Source organism: Mycobacterium sp. E3247 (assembly GCF_001667785.1).
Lineage (GTDB): Bacteria > Actinomycetota > Actinomycetes > Mycobacteriales > Mycobacteriaceae > Mycobacterium.
The window spans coordinates 1-17078 of sequence record NZ_LZJG01000051.1 but is presented as its reverse complement, the minus strand read 5'-3'; the positions used below and the strand labels follow the sequence as shown (position 1 = coordinate 17078).

The 17078-nt window shown below is 67.9% G+C and carries 14 protein-coding genes; 8 read left to right on the top strand and 6 right to left on the bottom strand.

Annotated features, from left to right (window positions below):
• The first annotated feature begins 21 nt into the window (after positions 1 to 21).
• Both A9X04_RS02235 and A9X04_RS02230 read left to right on the top strand, forming a co-directional pair.
• A complete protein-coding gene (locus A9X04_RS02235; protein ID WP_067917319.1) occupies positions 22 to 579 on the top strand; it encodes a hypothetical protein in 558 nt (185 codons plus the stop codon).
• A gap of 120 nt (positions 580 to 699) precedes the next feature.
• On the top strand, positions 700 to 1128 hold the full coding sequence (locus A9X04_RS02230; protein ID WP_067917317.1) for an SRPBCC family protein: 429 nt from the start codon (positions 700 to 702) through the stop codon (positions 1126 to 1128).
• 2 nt (positions 1129 to 1130) lie between these two features.
• On the opposite strand, the gene A9X04_RS02225 is transcribed toward A9X04_RS02230, so the two are convergent.
• The 5 genes from A9X04_RS02225 to malQ form a co-directional block, all read right to left on the bottom strand.
• Complete coding sequence (locus tag A9X04_RS02225; RefSeq protein ID WP_067917315.1) at positions 1131 to 1412, bottom strand: hypothetical protein; 282 nt, start codon at positions 1410 to 1412, stop codon at positions 1131 to 1133.
• 110 nt (positions 1413 to 1522) lie between these two features.
• On the bottom strand, positions 1523 to 3265 hold the full coding sequence (locus A9X04_RS02220; protein ID WP_067917313.1) for a molybdopterin-dependent oxidoreductase: 1743 nt from the start codon (positions 3263 to 3265) through the stop codon (positions 1523 to 1525).
• 323 nt (positions 3266 to 3588) lie between these two features.
• Positions 3589 to 4056, bottom strand: coding sequence for a nuclear transport factor 2 family protein (locus A9X04_RS02215; RefSeq protein WP_067917409.1), 468 nt, complete (start codon positions 4054 to 4056; stop codon positions 3589 to 3591).
• Positions 4057 to 4061: 5 nt separating this feature from the next.
• Entirely contained in the window at positions 4062 to 4943 is an 882-nt protein-coding gene (locus A9X04_RS02210) for an LLM class F420-dependent oxidoreductase (protein ID WP_067917311.1), read from the bottom strand.
• A 4-nt stretch (positions 4944 to 4947) separates the two neighbouring features.
• Positions 4948 to 7110, bottom strand: a complete 2163-nt coding sequence (malQ, locus tag A9X04_RS02205; protein WP_067917308.1) for a 4-alpha-glucanotransferase — start codon at positions 7108 to 7110, stop codon at positions 4948 to 4950.
• Between the two features lie 431 nt (positions 7111 to 7541).
• Here malQ and eccB point away from each other — a divergent pair, with 431 nt between their 5' ends.
• Complete coding sequence (eccB, locus tag A9X04_RS02195; RefSeq protein ID WP_067917304.1) at positions 7542 to 9059, top strand: type VII secretion protein EccB; 1518 nt, start codon at positions 7542 to 7544, stop codon at positions 9057 to 9059.
• Positions 9056 to 13225, top strand: coding sequence for a type VII secretion protein EccCa (gene eccCa / locus A9X04_RS02190; RefSeq protein WP_067917302.1), 4170 nt, complete (start codon positions 9056 to 9058; stop codon positions 13223 to 13225). The genes eccB and eccCa overlap by 4 nt, the downstream gene beginning before the upstream one ends.
• Before the next feature lie 36 nt (positions 13226 to 13261).
• Here the strand turns inward: eccCa and A9X04_RS02185 are convergent, their stop codons facing one another.
• Complete coding sequence (locus A9X04_RS02185) at positions 13262 to 14434, bottom strand: cytochrome P450 (RefSeq protein ID WP_067917300.1); 1173 nt, start codon at positions 14432 to 14434, stop codon at positions 13262 to 13264.
• Positions 14435 to 14626: 192 nt separating this feature from the next.
• Here A9X04_RS02185 and A9X04_RS02180 point away from each other — a divergent pair, with 192 nt between their 5' ends.
• The 4 genes from A9X04_RS02180 to A9X04_RS31265 all read left to right on the top strand — a co-directional run.
• The gene (locus tag A9X04_RS02180; RefSeq protein ID WP_067917298.1) at positions 14627 to 14821 is read left to right on the top strand and encodes a ferredoxin; all 195 of its coding nucleotides are present in this window, start codon (positions 14627 to 14629) and stop codon (positions 14819 to 14821) included.
• Positions 14822 to 15287: 466 nt separating this feature from the next.
• Positions 15288 to 16526: a PPE family protein gene (locus A9X04_RS02175; RefSeq protein ID WP_067917296.1), complete on the top strand. Its 1239-nt coding sequence runs from the start codon at positions 15288 to 15290 to the stop codon at positions 16524 to 16526.
• Between the two features lie 167 nt (positions 16527 to 16693).
• Positions 16694 to 16993 carry a PE family protein gene (locus A9X04_RS02170; RefSeq protein ID WP_067917294.1) on the top strand — a complete coding sequence of 100 codons (300 nt, stop codon included), beginning with the start codon at positions 16694 to 16696 and terminating at the stop codon, positions 16991 to 16993.
• A gap of 11 nt (positions 16994 to 17004) precedes the next feature.
• Positions 17005 to 17078: PPE domain-containing protein (locus A9X04_RS31265; RefSeq protein WP_156764185.1), on the top strand; the 74-nt coding region annotated here is incomplete at its 3' end.

Below are 17078 nucleotides of genomic sequence, written 5' to 3'. Positions count from 1 at the left end.
GGCGTGAGACGGTATAAGTCTATGGAGACTCACGATTATGTCACCTACGAAGAGTTCGGACGAAGATTCTTCGAGGTCGCCGTCACCCCCGAGCGTGTCGCCGCCGCCTTCGCCGACATCGCCGGCAACGAGTTCGCCATGGAGCCCATCGCGCAGGGGCCGGGCGGGATCGCCAAGGTCAGCGCCAACGTCAAGATCCACGAGCCCAAGGTCACGCGCCGCCTGGGCGACAGCATCACGTTCGTCATCCACATCCCGTTGTCGATCGATCTGCTGCTCGATCTTCGGCTCGACAAGCAGCGGTTCGTGGTCTCGGGGGACATCGCCCTGCGGGCCACCGCGCGAGCCGCCGAGCCGCTGCTGCTGATCGTCGACGTCGCGAAGCCGCGGCCGTCCGACATCACCGTCAACGTCTCTTCGAAGTCCTTCCGCGGCGAGGTGTTGCGCATTCTCGCCGGCGTCGACGGCGAGATCCGCCGATTCGTCGCCCAGTACGTCGCCGAGGAGATCGACGCGCCGCAGTCACAAGCCGCGCAGGTCATCGACGTTGCCCAGCAATTGGAGCAGACCTGGCCCTAAGCGCCCGGCCCACGCGTAGGCCCTGCCGTCCCCGGGTACCCCATCCACGTTGCGCGCCGGGCGCCTGTGTAGCGGTGCCGGCGCCGATCGCGATCATCGTCTGGGGAGGAGCGAGAAGACTTGGCACGAGTAGATGTTTCGGTGACGTCGCAGGTGGATCCGGAGGCCGCCTGGAAGCTGGCGTCCGACCTGAGCCGATTCGACGAGTGGATGACCATTTTCGCCGGGTGGCGCGGGCCCGTTCCGGAAACGATCGAGGAGGGCACCTGCGTGTCCTCCTGCGTGAAGGTCAAGGGGTTTCGCAACGTCGTCCACTGGACGGTCACCCGCTACGACGAGCCGAAATCCATTGAGCTGCAAGGTCGCGGCCGCGGTGGGATACGCCTCGGGGTGGCGATGACCATCACGGACCAGCAATCCGGAACCGACTTTCACCTCACCGCGGACCTCAGGGGCGGATTGCTCAGCGGTCCGGTCGGGGGGTTGGTCGCGCGAGTGCTCCGCTCCGATGTGGAGAAGTCCGTGCACAACCTCGTCGCGCTGCAGTAGCGCTAGCGCGCCGCGTGGCCCATCGGCCATTCCCGCTCACTCTGGCGAATTCGCCTGCGGTCCATCGTGAGCCAGGCCAGGCCGGCGCCGAATCCGAGCAGGGCGACGATCGCGGCGGCTACGCCCGCACCCGCGTCTCCCAGCGCGAACGTCGCCACGCATATCACGAATGCCAGGGCCGCAGCCCCGACGACGATGAGGCCGGGCGTGTGTTCGAGGTCGCGCCCCGGCTCGGCGTCATGTCGATCAGTGGTCCGATCATCGTCGACAGGGCTGTGCCTCATGGGCGTCTCCTCTGCTGTCACTTCCGTTCGGCCGCTTCCGTTGTGCTACCCGGATTGCCGTCGGGACAAACGACGTGAGAGTGCGACGCCCGAGGGTTCTGCGCTGCGCCCTACAGCGTCTGGTGCCGCCCGAAGTACTTGTGGTCCTCGCTGTAACCGCCGTAGCCGCTGCCGATGTCGCGGTAGTCGGCGACGAACTCGATTCCCTTGATCCACTTGACGAGTTTGAAGCCGTGCTGCAGTTCGTTGCGCAGCCGCAGCGGCCTGCCGTGCATGTAGGGGAGCGGCTGGTCGTTCATCTTGTAGGCGAGCATGGTCATGTGGTGGTCCATCTGCCCGATGTGGTGGGCGTTGTAATAGATGCCGCCGGTCGCGCCGAGGCCCATCGAATAGAACACCGCCCATTTGGCTTCCGGCAGCGGCTTGACGATGTCCATGATCGTCTTCATCTGCACGCCACCCCATTTGGCGACGCCCGACCATGCCTGGATGCAGAAGTGCTGGCTGATCTGCTCGTGGTAGGGCAGGGCGATCAAGTCCTCGAGCGAGAACTCCATCGGGTGTTCGACCAGGCCGTAGACCTTGAGCCGCCAGTCCCTGAAGTCGTTGGCTTCCAGCTCTTTGTACTCGACGGTCTCCGGCAGCCGGCCGTTGCGCCAGTGGTGTGGCGAGATGTCCTTCTCGGTGAAGCCGCCCGGCTTGGGGTCGAGTTGTTCGAGCATGCGCTGGAAGGGGCCGACGAGCGCGTACCCGACCCGCTGGATCACCCGCGGATGGCGAATGGTGAACGGAGTGGCCCAAACCCACGCGATCGCCGTCAGCACCATGGCCGCGGCGAAGATCCCGAAGCCGACCCAGCTGTTGTCGTCGCGGGAGGCGAACATGTGGTTGAGGTTTCGCAGCGCGCTGGTCGTCAACACCATCGTGACGTGAACCAGGATGAAGAACAGGAAGTACACCAGCACCACGAAATGCAGCGACCGAGCGTGCTGGATGCTCAGGCGCTTGCTCAGCCAGTGAACGCGTTGCGACAGCGCGGGTGACATACCCAGGCCGGTGATGAGCGCGGCGGGTGCGGCGATGAAGACCGTGGTGAAGTAGGACAACAACTGCAGGCCGTTGTAGGCGACCCACCCATTGTCGGTCGGCCAGTCCAGGGACAGGTATTGAACCGCCACCGAGGCCGCGTTGGGGAAGACGTCCCAGCTAGTCGGGACGATGTGCCGCCACTGGCCCGTGACGAACAGCAGCACATAGAAGACGGCGCCGTTGACGAGCCACAGCACGTCCACCCCGAGGTGCCACCAGCGGGCCAGCCCGATCGAGTGCCGAAACCCCGGCAGACCGAATTGTGGTGGCAGGGCGACGGTGTCGGCGTTAGCCGTCCACAGCTCGTCGTCCGGCACCGGCGGGCCCACCCGCAGCCATTCGTCCTTGCCCGGGGTCGCGTTGCGGCTGAAGTAGAGCCGGGGATGGTCGCAGAGGATCTGGATCCCCGTCCTGATGATGAACATCATCATGAAGAGGTTGAAGAAATGGGTCCAACCGATCCACGCCGGGAGGCCGGGTGTCACACCGGAACTGTCCGTCCCGGGATAACGCTGGATGAAGGACTGCACCGCCGGCATGTTGTGCAGGCCTTTGCCGACGGCCACCCCGGCGACCAGCAGGGCAAACCCGATGGGGATCAGCCAGAGCAGGTTGAACCAGCGGTCGCGGCCGATGCGCAGCTTCGGAGCGGTCGCGCGCCTGGTGAGGTCGAAACCGCCGCCATAGGTCTCGACGTCGATGATGTCTTCGGCGGTGTGAATCTCGCTGCGGTAGTCCGGCGGGGACTCCAGCGGCGTGCCCACTGCCAGTGTCGATACATTGCCGTTCGGTGCTGCCCGCCCCCCGGTGAGTCCGGCGGAAGCGACGCCCGGGTTCCGATGTTCGGTGTTCGTCACGCGGCCGAAAATACACGGACCGACTTGTATAAATTGGACACGATCAGGAAGAACTGCTGCGTCCGCGGGCTCGCCGGGACCTACGGCCGCCGGCCCCGGGCCGACGTGGGCAAAATTCGCCCCGACGCTGGCCGAGATAACCGCAATCGCTCAACAAACACGACGTTACTTCCGCAGATTCGGATCATGGACGGCCGCTGTGAGTTTGCGCAAAGTCTTCTGCAAGCTCGCTAGATCAGGTCGTGTCGGCGTACCCGGCGGACCACACGGGTCTCAATCGCGTTGATGGTCAACGCCCGGCGGGCGATCCGCCAGCGGTCGGTCAGCTCGTATTCGTCGTCGTAGCGCAGATGCCAGACCACGTCGACAAGCTCGTCACCACGCTGGTCCCAATGGTGCGCGATGCACGCGACGCGTCCGCGCGCGGTGCCCGGCCGGGCGGCCTGGTCGTACACCTCGCCGATGATGGCGTGCTCGGTCCGAATGAGCGCCGCGACGGCGGCGACCGCGCCGGCGATGGCGTCTCGACCCCGGTGCGAACGGACCGGCTCCAGCGCCTTCGGCGGGTCGGCCACCACCAGCACGGCTGCGTCGGTGAACAGCGCTGCAGCGGAGTCGAATTGGCGCTCGTCGACGTGCGCGGCGTATCGGTGCACCACGTCGCTCAGGGCGGCTCGGTCATCGGTCGACAGCGGCATCGGGGTCATGCAATCAGTGACAGGCGTTGCGCACATGCCGACAGCAGATCCTTGGCCTGCTCGATGTCGGTGGTCGGCGGCATGGCCAGCACAAGCCGGTCGGCGCCCTGCTCGACGAGTCCGCCGGCGCGGTCGGCGTCGATCTTGTTGACCGCGTGGCCCAATGACACTTCGAGGGTAGCCGGATCGCGGCCGGCCGACGACGCCTCGTCGCGCATGACCGCGATCAACGACGCCAGGGCGGGCCCGGTCACGCCGAGCGGCTGAAGGCCGTCACCGAGCCGGCCCGCGCGGCGCGCCGCCGCTCGGCTGTGCCCGCCGATATGGATCGGGAGGCGGGGACCCGCAACGGGTTTGGGGTAGCACATGACGTTGTCGAAGCTGAAGAACTCGCCGTGGTGAGAGGCCCCGTGCGGGTGGTCGGCCCAGAGCGCCCGCAAGACGGCCAGCTGCTCGTCGGCTCGGCGGCCGCGGTCCTCGAAATCGGCGCCGCACGCCTCGAGCTCCTCCCTGAGCCATCCCACGCCCACGCACAGTCGTAGCCGCCCGCCCGATAACGCGTCCACGGTGGCGGCCCGCTTGGCCAGGACCACCGGGTGATGGTTCGGCAGCACCAACACGCCGGTGGCCAGCCCCAGGGTGGTGGTCCGGCCGGCCAGGAAGGCCAGCAGGTCCAGCGGGTCGGGGATGGGGCAGTCGGCGGCCAAGCCGACGCGCCCGGAACTGTCATAGGGATAGACGCTGTCGTAGCGGGTGACCAGCACCGTGTGCTCTACGACGACGATCGACTCGAAACCGCATCGCTCCAGGTGACCCGCGAAGGCCGCCATCCATTCCGGATCCGCGGTGACGCCGTCGGCGACCGGGGCCACCACTGAGACCTTCATGGCCTCAGAAGCTAACAGGCGCGCTTTCGGCCGCCGCGGGCGCGATTGCGTGGCGCACGGCCTCGGCCAGGGTGGCCGCCCGGGCATCGGTGAACACGTCCTCGAGCATCATCGGGCGGCCGTCCGGGCCGGTCAGCGGAATCCGCCAGTTGGGGTATTCGTCGGTGGTGCCGGGCTGATTCTGGGTCCGGCGGTCGCCCACCGCGTCGGTCAGCGCCACGCCCACCAGGCGCGACGGTGTCCGTCCCAGGTACCGATACAGGGCAAGGACGACGCTGTCCGCGTCGGTCTCGCCGTCATCGAGCAACCCCACCCGGCGTAATTCGGCCATCCAGGCTGCCAATTGGGCCCGGTCGGAGGCGAGTTCGTCCTCGGCGGGGCGGGTGAGCAATCCGAGGCTTTCGCGTAACCGCACGTGGTCACCCGCCAGGTAGCCGGCGGTCGGCGGCAGATCGTGGGTGGTCACCGAGGACAGGCAGTACTCCCGCCAGCGCTCGGCCGGCAGGGGACCGCCGTTACCGTCGCGGTCCAACTCGAACCACAGGATCGACGTGCCGAGCAGTCCGCGCAACAACAGATAGTCACGCACCCAGGGCTCGACGGTGCCAAGGTCCTCGCCGACCACCAGCGCCCCGGCGCGGTGTGCTTCCAGGGCGACGATGCCGATCATCGCTTCGTGGTCGTAACGCACGTAGGTGCCCTCCGTGGGCGGCGCCCCTTCCGGGATCCACCACAGGCGGAACAACCCGATGATGTGGTCGATGCGCACGCCGCCGGCATGCCGCAGCACCGCACGGATCAGCGCCCGAAAAGGGCGGTACTCCTCCTCATCCAGCCGATCGGGCCGCCACGGCGGCTGAGACCAGTCCTGGCCGAGCTGATTGAACTCGTCCGGCGGCGCGCCGGCGGTGACGCCCAGCGCCAACACGTCTTGCAGCGCCCACGCGTCGGCCCCGTGGGGATGCACGCCGACCGCCAGGTCGTGCATCACGCCCAGCGCCATTCCGGCCCGGACGGCCCGCGACTGCGCCGAGGCCAGTTGCTCGTCGAGTTGCCACTGCAGCCACCGATGGAAATCGACTGTGCCCGAATGCTTTTCGGCGAACGCGGCGACGCCGGGCGCGTGCGGATGCTGCAGCGATTGCGGCCAGGAGTGCCAGTCGGCACCGTGCTTCTCGGCCAGGGCACACCAGATGGCGAAGTCGTCGAGCGCGCCGCCCTCGCGGGCCCGGAAGGCTTGGTAGGACAACTCACGGCCCGCCGACCGCGGCACCCGGTGCAACAGCTCGAGCGCGGCGCGCTTCGCCGCCCACGCGCCGTCGCGGTCGATGGCGTCGAGTCGAGCGGCTCGCTGTTGCGCCTCGGAGCGCAGCCGCCGCACCCGGCTGCGCTTGGGCAGCTCGGCGAACTCGGGAATCGCCTCGACGTGCAGATAAATCGGGTTGATGAAGCGCCGCGACGTCGGCAGATAGGGCGACGGTTCCATGGGGCGCGTCGGGGCGGCCGCGTGCAGGGGATTGACCAACAAATAGTCGGCGCCGTGCCGCGACGCCGACCACACCGCCAGGTCGGCCAGATCGGTCAGATCGCCGACGCCCCACGACTGTTTGGAGCGCACGCTGTAGAGCTGGGCGGCCATCCCCCAGGCTCGGCGGGCGCCGAGCCGCTCGGGCAGCCCGAGCCAGTCCGGCGTCACGATCAGCGCGGTGCTGGTCTCCCCGTCGGAGGAACGCAGATGCACCCGGTGATAGCCCAGCGGCAGGTCGGCCGGCAGCACGAAGCTGGCCTCACCGACCCAGCGGTCGCCCAGGTCGAACGGCGGGGTGAAGTTGTCGACCTGCTGGATCCCGCCGCGCACCGTGCCGTCCTCGAGCTGCAACCAGACCTCGGCGGGATCGCCGTGGGTCACGTGCACCCAGAACCGCGTCTGCTCACCGGTGCGGCCGACGATCGTGGCCGGCAACCGCCGCGTCCAGTGCGACCGCAGCTTGGCGGCCAGGGCCACGTTGCGCGCCTGCTCGGTGGCGGCCGGCACGCCCAGCGCGGCCAACACCGCCACCAGCGTGGATGCCGGAACCGGCACCCGCCGCCCGGTCCAGTCGTCGTACTCGGTCGCGATGCCGTATCTCCTGGCAAGTTCGACGAGCGACGGCGCGAGCTCACTCATACCGCACATCTTGCTGCCAGAATTCGCCGCCCGACCAATCGGGGAGAGGCGCCCACCGGCCGGCGTGCGCCCACCCCCCGTTTTGCCGGCCCTGCCGCGCCCGTTCGTTCGCGTCGGCGTGCACGCTCAACAGGACGAGCCGGGCATCCGCCATTACGATGCCCTGAGGAGACATGAGGAGTCCGGGCGGGGATCGGCGGGGGAATCCGATAGTGCCAGTTCAGCGGCGCCTGGCGCGGTGCGGGCCCGGCGCGATCCGGCAAACCGCGCACGACCGGACACCTACAGATAAAGGGATGTGGCAGCGAACGCCATCGGCGCCGCGTGGCGAGGCCCGTACGGGTGCCTTACGGTTGTCGATGTAATTCGCGCAGCGGATATTTACGACGGACAATATCCAGGCGTTCTAGCAGACCGGATGGTGAATTAACGTGGCGGAAGAGAGTCGCGGACAACGCGGGTCGGGGTACGGCCTCGGGTTGTCGACGCGGACGCAGGTGACCGGCTACCAGTTCCTCGCTCGTCGCACCGCAATGGCCCTCACCCGGTGGCGTGTCCGCATGGAGGTCGAGCCGGGCCGGCGGCAGACGCTGGCCGTGGTGGCCTCGGTCTCGGCGGCGCTGGTGATCTGCCTGGGCGCTCTGCTCTACTCGTTCCTCAGCCCGGCGGGCCAGGTCGGGGATTCGCCGATCATCGCCGACCGCGACTCCGGGGCGCTCTACGTCCGCGTGGGCGACAAGCTGTACCCGGCGCTGAACCTGGCTTCGGCGCGGTTGATCACCGGTCGCCCGGACAACCCGCACCTGGTCAAGTCCAACCAGATCGCGAGCCTGCCGCGCGGTCCGCTGGTCGGCATCCCCGGCGCGCCGTCGAACTTCCACCCCACGGCCCCGTCCACGTCGTCGTGGCTGGTGTGCGACACCGTCGCCACCTCGACCGGTGTCAGCGCGCCGTCCGGCGTGACGGTGACCGTGATCGACGGGAACCCCGACCTCAGCAACCACCGGCACGTCCTCAACGGGACGGACGCCGTGGTGCTGAGCTACGGCGGGGACGCCTGGGTGATCCGGGAGGGCCGCCGGTCCCGGATCGACGCGACGAACCGATCGGTGCTGTTGCCGCTGGGCCTGACGCCGGAGCAGGTCGGCCAGGCGAAGCCCATGAGCCGCGCGTTGTTCGACGCGCTGCCGGTGGGCCCGGAGCTGACCGTGCCCCAGGTGCAGAACGCCGGCGCGGCCGCGTCGTTCCCGGGTGCGCCCGGCCCGATCGGCACCGTGATCGTCACGCCGCAAATCAGTGGGCCGCAACAGTATTCACTGGTGCTGGCCGACGGCGTGCAGACACTGCCGCCGCTGGTGGCTCAGATCCTGCAGAACGCCGGGCCGGGCAACACCAAGCCGGTAACCGTGGAACCGTCCGCCCTGGCGAAGATGCCCGTGGTCAACAAGCTGGACCTGTCCTCCTACCCGGACGCCCCACTCAACGTGGCGGACATCCGCGAGAACCCGGCGACCTGCTGGTGGTGGCAGAAGACCTCGGGGGAGAACCGGGCCCGCATCCAGGTCATCTCCGGCGCGACCATCCCGGTCGCCGCCAAGGATGAGAGCAAGGTGGTGTCCCTGGTCAAGGCCGACACCACCGGCCGCGAGGCCGACCAGGTCTTCTTCGGGCCCGACTACGGCAACTTCGTGGCCGTCACCGGCAACGACCCCGGCGCCAAGACGACGGAATCGCTGTGGTGGCTGACGGACGCGGGGGCCCGGTTCGGCGTCGACGACACCCGGGACGTCCGCGAGGCGTTGGGCCTCAAGACGAAACCGAGCCTGGCGCCCTGGGTGGCGCTCCGACTGCTCCCGCAAGGGCCGACCTTGTCGCGGGCCGACGCGCTCGTGGAGCACGACACCCTACCGATGGATATGTCCCCAGCAGAATTGGCGGTACCTAAGTGAAACGCGGGTTTGCCCGGCCGACGCCGGAGAAGCCTCCGGTCATCAAGCCGGAGAACATCGTCCTCCCGACACCCCTGAGCATTCCGCCTCCGGAGGGCAAGCCCTGGTGGCTCGTGGTGGTCGGCGTGTTGGTGGTCGGCCTGCTGATCGGCATGGTCGGCATGACCTTCGCCAGCGGCTCGCACGTGTTCGGCGGCGCCGGCGCCATCTTCCCGATCTTCATGATCGGCGGCGTCGCGATGATGATGTTCGGCGGCCGGTTCGGCGGTCAGCAGCAGATGAGCCGGCCCAAGCTGGACGCGATGCGCGCCCAGTTCATGCTGATGCTGGACATGCTGCGCGAGACCGCCCACGAGTCCGCGGACAGCATGGACGCCAACTACCGGTGGTTCCACCCGGCGCCGACCACGCTGACCGCCGCGGTGGGCACGTCGCGGATGTGGGAGCGCAAGCCCGACGGCAAGGACCTCAACTTCGGTGTGGTGCGGGTCGGCGTCGGCATGACGCGGCCCGAGGTGACCTGGGGTGAGCCGCAGAACATGCCCACCGACATCGAGCTGGAGCCGGTGACCGGTAAGGCGCTGCAGGAATTCGGTCGCTACCAGAGCGTCGTCTACAACCTGCCCAAGATGATCTCGTTGCTGGTCGAGCCCTGGTATTCGCTCGACGGTGAGCGGGAGCAGGTCCTGGGGCTCATGCGGGCGATCGTCTGCCAACTGGCGTTCTCGCACGGCCCCGACCACGTGCGGATGGTCGTCGTCAGCTCGGATCTGGACGAATGGGACTGGGTCAAGTGGCTGCCGCACTTCGGTGACCCGCGCCGCCAGGACGCCGCCGGCAACGCGCGGATGGTCTACGCGTCGGTGCGCGAGTTCGCCGCCGAACAGGCCGAATTGTTCGCCGGCCGCGGCTCTTTCACGCCCCGGCACGCGAGCTCGTCGGCGCAGACCCCGACGCCCCACACGGTGATCGTCGCCGACGTCGTCGACCCGCAGTGGGAGTTCGTGATCAGCGCCGAAGGCATCGACGGAGTCACCTTCTTCGACCTGACCGGGGCGTCGATGTGGACAGCGGTCCCCGAGCGCACCCTGCGGTTCGATGACAAGGGCGTGATCGAGGCGCTGCCCCGCGACCGTGACACCTGGATGGTGATCGACGAGAAGCCGTGGTTCTTCGCGCTCACCGACCACATCAGTGTCGCGGAGGCGGAGGAGTTCTCCCAGGCGCTGGCCCACTGGCGGCTCGCCGAGGCCTACGAAGAGATCGGCCAGCGGGTCACCCACATCGGCGCCCGCGACATCCTGTCCTACTACGGGATCGACGACCCGGGCCGCATCGACTTCCACGCGCTCTGGGGCGCCCGGACCGACACGATGGGGCGGTCGCGCCTGCGGGCGCCGTTCGGTAACCGCTCCGACAACGGCGAGCTGCTGTTCTTGGACATGAAGTCGCTGGACGAGGGCGGTGACGGTCCGCACGGCGTCATGTCCGGAACGACCGGTTCGGGTAAATCAACCCTGGTGCGGACCGTGATCGAGTCGCTGATGCTCAGCCACCCGCCGGAGGAGCTGCAGTTCGTGCTGGCCGACCTCAAGGGTGGGTCGGCGGTCAAGCCGTTCGCCGGCGTCCCGCACGTGTCGCGGATCATCACCGACCTGGAAGAAGACCAGGCGCTGATGGAGCGCTTCCTGGACGCCCTGTGGGGCGAGATCGCCCGCCGCAAGGCGATCTGCGACAGCGCCGGTGTCGACGACGCCAAGGAGTACAACTCCGTCCGGCTCAGGATGCAAGCACGCGGCCAGGACATGCCGCCACTGCCGATGCTCGTGGTCGTCATCGACGAGTTCTACGAGTGGTTCCGCATCATGCCGACGGCGGTCGACGTGCTCGACTCGATCGGCCGGCAGGGTCGCGCATACTGGATCCACCTGATGATGGCGTCGCAGACCATCGAGAGCCGGGCCGAAAAGCTCATGGAGAACATGGGTTACCGGCTGGTGCTGAAGGCGCGCACCGCCGGTGCCGCGCAGGCGGCGGGTGTGCCGAACGCGGTGAACCTGCCGGCGCAGGCGGGTCTGGGCTACTTCCGGCGCAGCCTGGAGGACATCGTCCGGTTCCAGGCGGAGTTCCTGTGGCGGGACTACTTCGCCCGCGGACTCACCGACGACGGCGACGAGGCGCCCGCGCTGGTGCACAGCATCGACTACGTGCGCCCGCAGCTGTTCACCAACTCGTTCACCCCGCTCGAGGTCAGCGTGGGCGGACCGGAACTCACCCCGGCCGCGATCACCAACGGCGAGACGCTGGAAGCCGACGGCGCGGCGGGTGAGGACGAGGACGTCGAGGGCATCAGGGTCCCCAAGGTCGGCACGGTGATCATCGATCAGCTGCGCAAGATCGACTTCGAGCCCTACCGGTTGTGGCAACCGCCGCTGAACCAACCCGTGCCCATCGACGAGTTGGTCAACCGGTTCCTCGGTCACCCGTGGCAAGAGAACTACGGTTCCGCCAAGGATCTGGTCTTCCCGATCGGGATCATCGACCGGCCCTTCAAGCACGACCAGCCGCCGTGGACTGTCGACACCTCGGGGCCGGGCGCCAACGTCCTGATCCTGGGCGCCGGCGGTTCGGGCAAGACGACGGCCCTGCAGACGCTGATCTGCTCGGCCGCGCTGACCCACACCCCCGAGCAGGTCCAGTTCTACTGCCTGGCCTACAGCAGCACCGCGCTGACCACGGTCGCCCGGCTGCCGCACGTGGGCGAGGTGGCCGGCCCGACCGACCCGTACGGTGTGCGCCGCACGGTGGCCGAGCTGCTGGCCTTGGTGCGCCAGCGCAAGAGCACGTTCCTCGAGTACGGCATCGCCTCGATGGAGGTCTTCCGGCGCCGTAAGTTCGGCGGCGAGCCCGGCCCGGTGCCCAACGACGGGTTCGGCGACGTCTACCTGGTGGTGGACAACTACCGGGCGCTGGCCGAAGAGAACGAGGTGCTGATCGAGCAGGTGAACGTGATCATCAACCAGGGCCCCTCATTCGGGGTGCACGTGGTGGTCACCGCCGATCGCGAGTCCGAACTGCGGCCCCCGGTGCGCAGCGGGTTCGGGTCCCGGGTCGAATTGCGGCTGGCCGCGGTGGAAGACGCCAAGCTGGTGCGTTCGCGATTCGCCAAGGACGTCCCGGTCAAGCCGGGCCGCGGCATGGTCGCGGTCAACTACGTCAGGCTGGACTCCGACCCGCAGGCCGGTCTGCACACGTTGGTGGCCCGGCCCGCGCTCGCGACCACGCCCGACTACGTGTTCGAGTCCGACAGCGTGATCGACGCGGTCGGTCGCCTCACCAGCGCCCAGGCCCCGCCGGTGCGCCGCCTCCCGGCGCGGTTCGATCTCGAGCAGCTGCGGGAGCTGGCCGCGCGAGACACCCGTCAAGGTGTCGGCGCGGGCGGAATCGCTTGGGCCATCTCCGAATTGGATCTGGCGCCGGTCTACCTCAACTTCGCCGAGAACGCGCACCTGATGGTGACCGGGCGACGCGAATGTGGGCGCACGACCACGCTGGCCACCATCATGCGAGAAATCGGCCGGCTGTACGCACCCGGGGCGAGCAGCGCGCCGCCGCCGCCGGCTGGCCAGCCGTCGGCGCAGGTGTGGCTGGTGGACCCACGACGTCAGCTGCTGACCACACTGGGTTCGGACTACGTCGAGAAGTTCGCCTACAACCTGGACGGCGTCCAGGCGATGATGGGCGAATTGGCGGCGGTCCTGGCCGGGCGCGAACCGCCGCCCGGGCTGTCCGCGGAGGAGTTGTTGTCGCGGTCGTGGTGGAGCGGCCCGGAGATCTTCCTGATCGTCGACGACATCCAGCAGCTGCCGGCAGGGTTCGATTCGCCGCTGCACAAGGCCGCGCCGTGGGTGACCAGGGCCGCCGATGTCGGGCTGCACGTGCTCGTCACGCGCACCTTCGGTGGCTGGTCGTCGGCGGGCAGCGACCCCATGCTGCGCGCACTGGCCCAGGCGAACGCGCCGTTGCTGGTCATGGACGCCGATCCGGACGAGGGCTTCATCCGCGGCAAGATGAAGGGTGGCCCGCTGCCCCGCGGCCGAGGCCTGCTGATGGCCGAGGACACCGGTGTGTTCGTACAGGTCGCGTCGACCGAATTGCGCAAATAGGCGCCGACGGATACCGCTGCGCTGGGGTTGGCTGGATCAGCCCCAGCGCAGCGGTAGTTCCTTGAGCGCGAAACTCTTTGACGGGAAAGTGATTTCGGGGACGTAGTCCGCCGGCACGTCGAAGTCGGGGATCTGCCTGAGCCATTCGCCGACGATCACCGTCAGCTCGATCCGGCCGAGGTGGGAGCCCAGGCAGCGGTGCGGCCCGCCACCGAAGCCCCAGTGGCGGTGCACCTTTCCGTCCATGACGAGCTCATTGACCGACGTGGCGTCGCTGTCGTCGCGGTTGACCGCCGCCATGCACAACCGCACCGACGTGCCGGGTGGCAACGTCATGCCGCCGATCTCGACGTATTGGGTGGTGATCCGCGGCGCCACCGGCGCCGACGGTTCCAGTCGCACGATCTCCTCGATGAAGACCCGGATCTGCTTCGGGTCGTCGCGAAGCAACTCGCGCAGCTGGGGGCGCCGGGCCAACTCAAGCAGGCAGAATCCGATCGCCGCCGTCACCGTGTCCAGACCCGCCAGGATCAGCAGGTGGCTCATGCCCAGCAGTTCCAGGTCGCTGAAATCGCCGTCACTGGCCATGACGCGCGACAGCATGTCGGACCCCGGATTGTGCCGGCGTTGCTGGATAGCGTCGACCAGGTAGGCCAGCAGGTGCCGGCCCTGCTCGAGGTCGCCCGGGGTGAGATACGGCTTATCCGCGACGACCGCGTCCTTCCAGGCGATCAGGCGGTCGCGGTCCTCCAACGGCAGACCGTAGAGGTCCATGAAGACCTGAAACGGGTACAGGCGCGCGAAATCCGCCATCACCTCGCACTTGCCCTCGCCGGCGAACGCAGCGATCATCTCGGCGGCGTGCCGCTCGAGCGCCGGCCGCGACGCGCTCAGTCCGTGCGGGCTGAAGAACGGCTGCAGGATTTTCCGGTAGCGGGTGTGCTGCGGGGGGTCAAAGGCCAACGGCAGCACCGGCAATGGGTGGCCGGGAGGCTGAAGTATCGTCGACGAAAAGACCTTCGGGTTGCGCAGCGCCGCCAGCACGTCCTCGCGGCGCGTGATGTAGTAGTGGCCGTTCATGAACACCACCGGCCCGGCGTCGCGCAGCACCTTCCACCCCACACCTCGATCCGCCGCCATCGGTAGCTTCTCGTAATCGAGCCGGGGGAGGTGGAACGTGCCTTGCTGGCCCTGGCCAGGAGTGGTCATGCGCCCAGTCTCCGCTTGTCTTTAAGTTCTGCTGGCACATCAATATCGCATGTGCGGCAAAGGGACACGAATCCGCGTGCGGGCGAATGCACGGTCCACTGCGGCCGGCGATGGCCGCACCGTGTCGCGGGCTACACCGAGCGACTACTGTACGTCTCGATTCCTTAAGTGCGTCGTCCGGGGAGGAAGCCGGTGAGGGTTCGTCTCGACAAGTCGAAATGCGTGGGCCACGCGCAGTGCTATGCCGTCGATCCGGATCTGTTCCCGATAGACGATTCGGGTTATTCGACGCTTGAAGAACACGAGGTGAGGCCCGAGGACGAGCAGCTGACGCGCGACGGCGTCGCCTCCTGTCCCGAGATGGCCCTGGTGCTCGAAGAGGACTGACCGGCGTGCGGGCGAGGAAAACCGCGGATGAACAATCGGTTGCCGGACATGAACGTGAGTCGACAGGGAGTGAACATTGGCTGGCCTGGAATGAACAGTTGGCTTCGCGTATCGGAGCACCCGCGGTAACAAACTAATCTCATTGGCGAGCGACAGTTCGGACACACGCGGGCTGTCGCTCGGTTGCTGACAACGGGGATCAATCGAGGCTTCAAGGTGCACGTTGTTCTTGACCGGATGTCCGAAACGCGTGGTGGTAGACCACATTTGGGCGCCGTGTCCGGGATCGGCAGGACGCGCCGGCGAGCCCGCCGACTGGGGTGGTGGACCGCGAGGTCTGAGTCGGCGATTCCCACGTCAGCAGCCGGGGGGGTGGCGTTTGCTTACGAAGCCGTGACTACGGCCACCACTGATTCCGATACGACGGTCGCGATCGCGAGAGGTCGCGACCAACTGAGGAGAACAGGTGTTTGACTTCGGGGCGTTACCGCCGGAGATTAACTCCGGTCGGATGTATGCAGGACCAGGCTCGGGGCCGATGATGATCGCGTCGGCCGCCTGGGATGTGCTTGCAGCCGAATTGGGCACGGCGGCAAGCGCTTACAACTCGATCATCGACGAGCTGACGAACGGGCCCTGGGTGGGCCCCGCCTCGACGTCGATGGTGGCGGCCATCACGCCCTATGTGACCTGGCTGGGTGCCGTCGGCGGTCAGGCCGAGGAGACCGCCGGTCATGCGCGTGCGGCCGCCGCCGCCTTCGAGGCCGCGTTTGCCATGACGGTTCCGCCCCCGGTGATCGCGGCCAACAGGGTCTTGTTGGCGACGCTGATCGCGACCAACTTCCTCGGGCAGAACTTCCCGGCCATCGCCGCGACCGAGGCCCAGTACATGGAGATGTGGGCGCAGGACGCCGCGGCGATGTACACCTACGCCGCCGCCTCGACCACCGCTTCGCAGATGACGCCGTTCGCGGCGCCGCCCCAGACCACCACGCCGGACGGCGAATCCCAACAGTTCGCCGCCGTCTCGCAGGCCACCACGCAGCAGGCCGGCAACACCGCGCAGACCGTCGCCCACACGTCGTCGCAGATGGCGACGCCGCAGGCGTTGTCGGCCACCGCCCCGCAAACGGCGGCGCAGCAAGTCTCGGCGGCCGCCACGGCACCGACCACGACCGGCACCTCGCTGCAGGACATCTTGCCTACCCCGAATACCTGGTGGTGGCAGATGGGCCCCGGTGGTTACACCGCGATCATCAAACAGACGCTGCAGGCGTACTTCGGGGTGGGTATCGGAAACTTCGGCTGGTCGATAGGCCAGCAGCTCACCTTCGGTCCCGGCGGTGCGACGGCGGGTGCCGGTGGTGCCTGGTTCCCGACACCGGCGTTCGCCCAGTTGGGCCTCGGCAACCTGGGCAACGCCGCCGGCGCGGTGACCGCGAGTACCGGACAGGCGGCTCAGGTCGGCGGGCTCTCGGTGCCCCAGCAGTGGGCCACGTTGGCATCCACGGTGAGCTCGGCCGATGCCGCCGAGGCGGAGGCCGCTCCGATTCAGACCGTTTCGGCGACCAACCCCCCCGGCAACGCCCTGCTGCGCGGTATGCCGACCGGCGCGGTGGGCCGGCGGGCCGGCGCCGCCGCCGGCTATTCCCACAAATATGGCTTCCGCTACAGCGTCCTGACCCGCCCGCCATCGGCCGGATAGGGAACGTCCAAGTGAACGGAAGTTGTCCAGTTATGAACAGTCGGCACTAGGGAGGCAAGGCACCGCGTGACCCATCTAATCTCACGAGTAAGCCAAGCCCCCGGTGGGCCCGAAGGCAAACCGATCCTCGAGAGCCGGCGAGCCGGGAAAGTAGGGAGGGACTTCAGATGTCTTTTGTGACGACGCAGCCGGAGGCGCTCGCAGCGGCGGCGGGCAGCCTGCAAAGCATCGGCTCGGCGCTCAACGCGCAGAACGCAGCCGCGGCGGCCCCCACCACCGGAGTGGTCCCGGCCGCGGCCGATGAAGTGTCAGCGCTGACAGCGGCGCAGTTCGCCGCGCATGCCCAGATGTACCAAGCCGTCAGCGCTCAGGCGGCGGCGGTTCACGAAGTGTTCGTCAACACCCTCAGCATGAGCTCGGGGTCGTATGCCGTGACTGAGGCGGCCAACGCGGCCGCGACGGGTTAAAGGAGTCAATGATGTTGGATTTCGGGGCGTTACCGCCGGAGGTCAATTCGGCGCGGATTTATGCCGGTCCGGGGTCGGGGTCGTT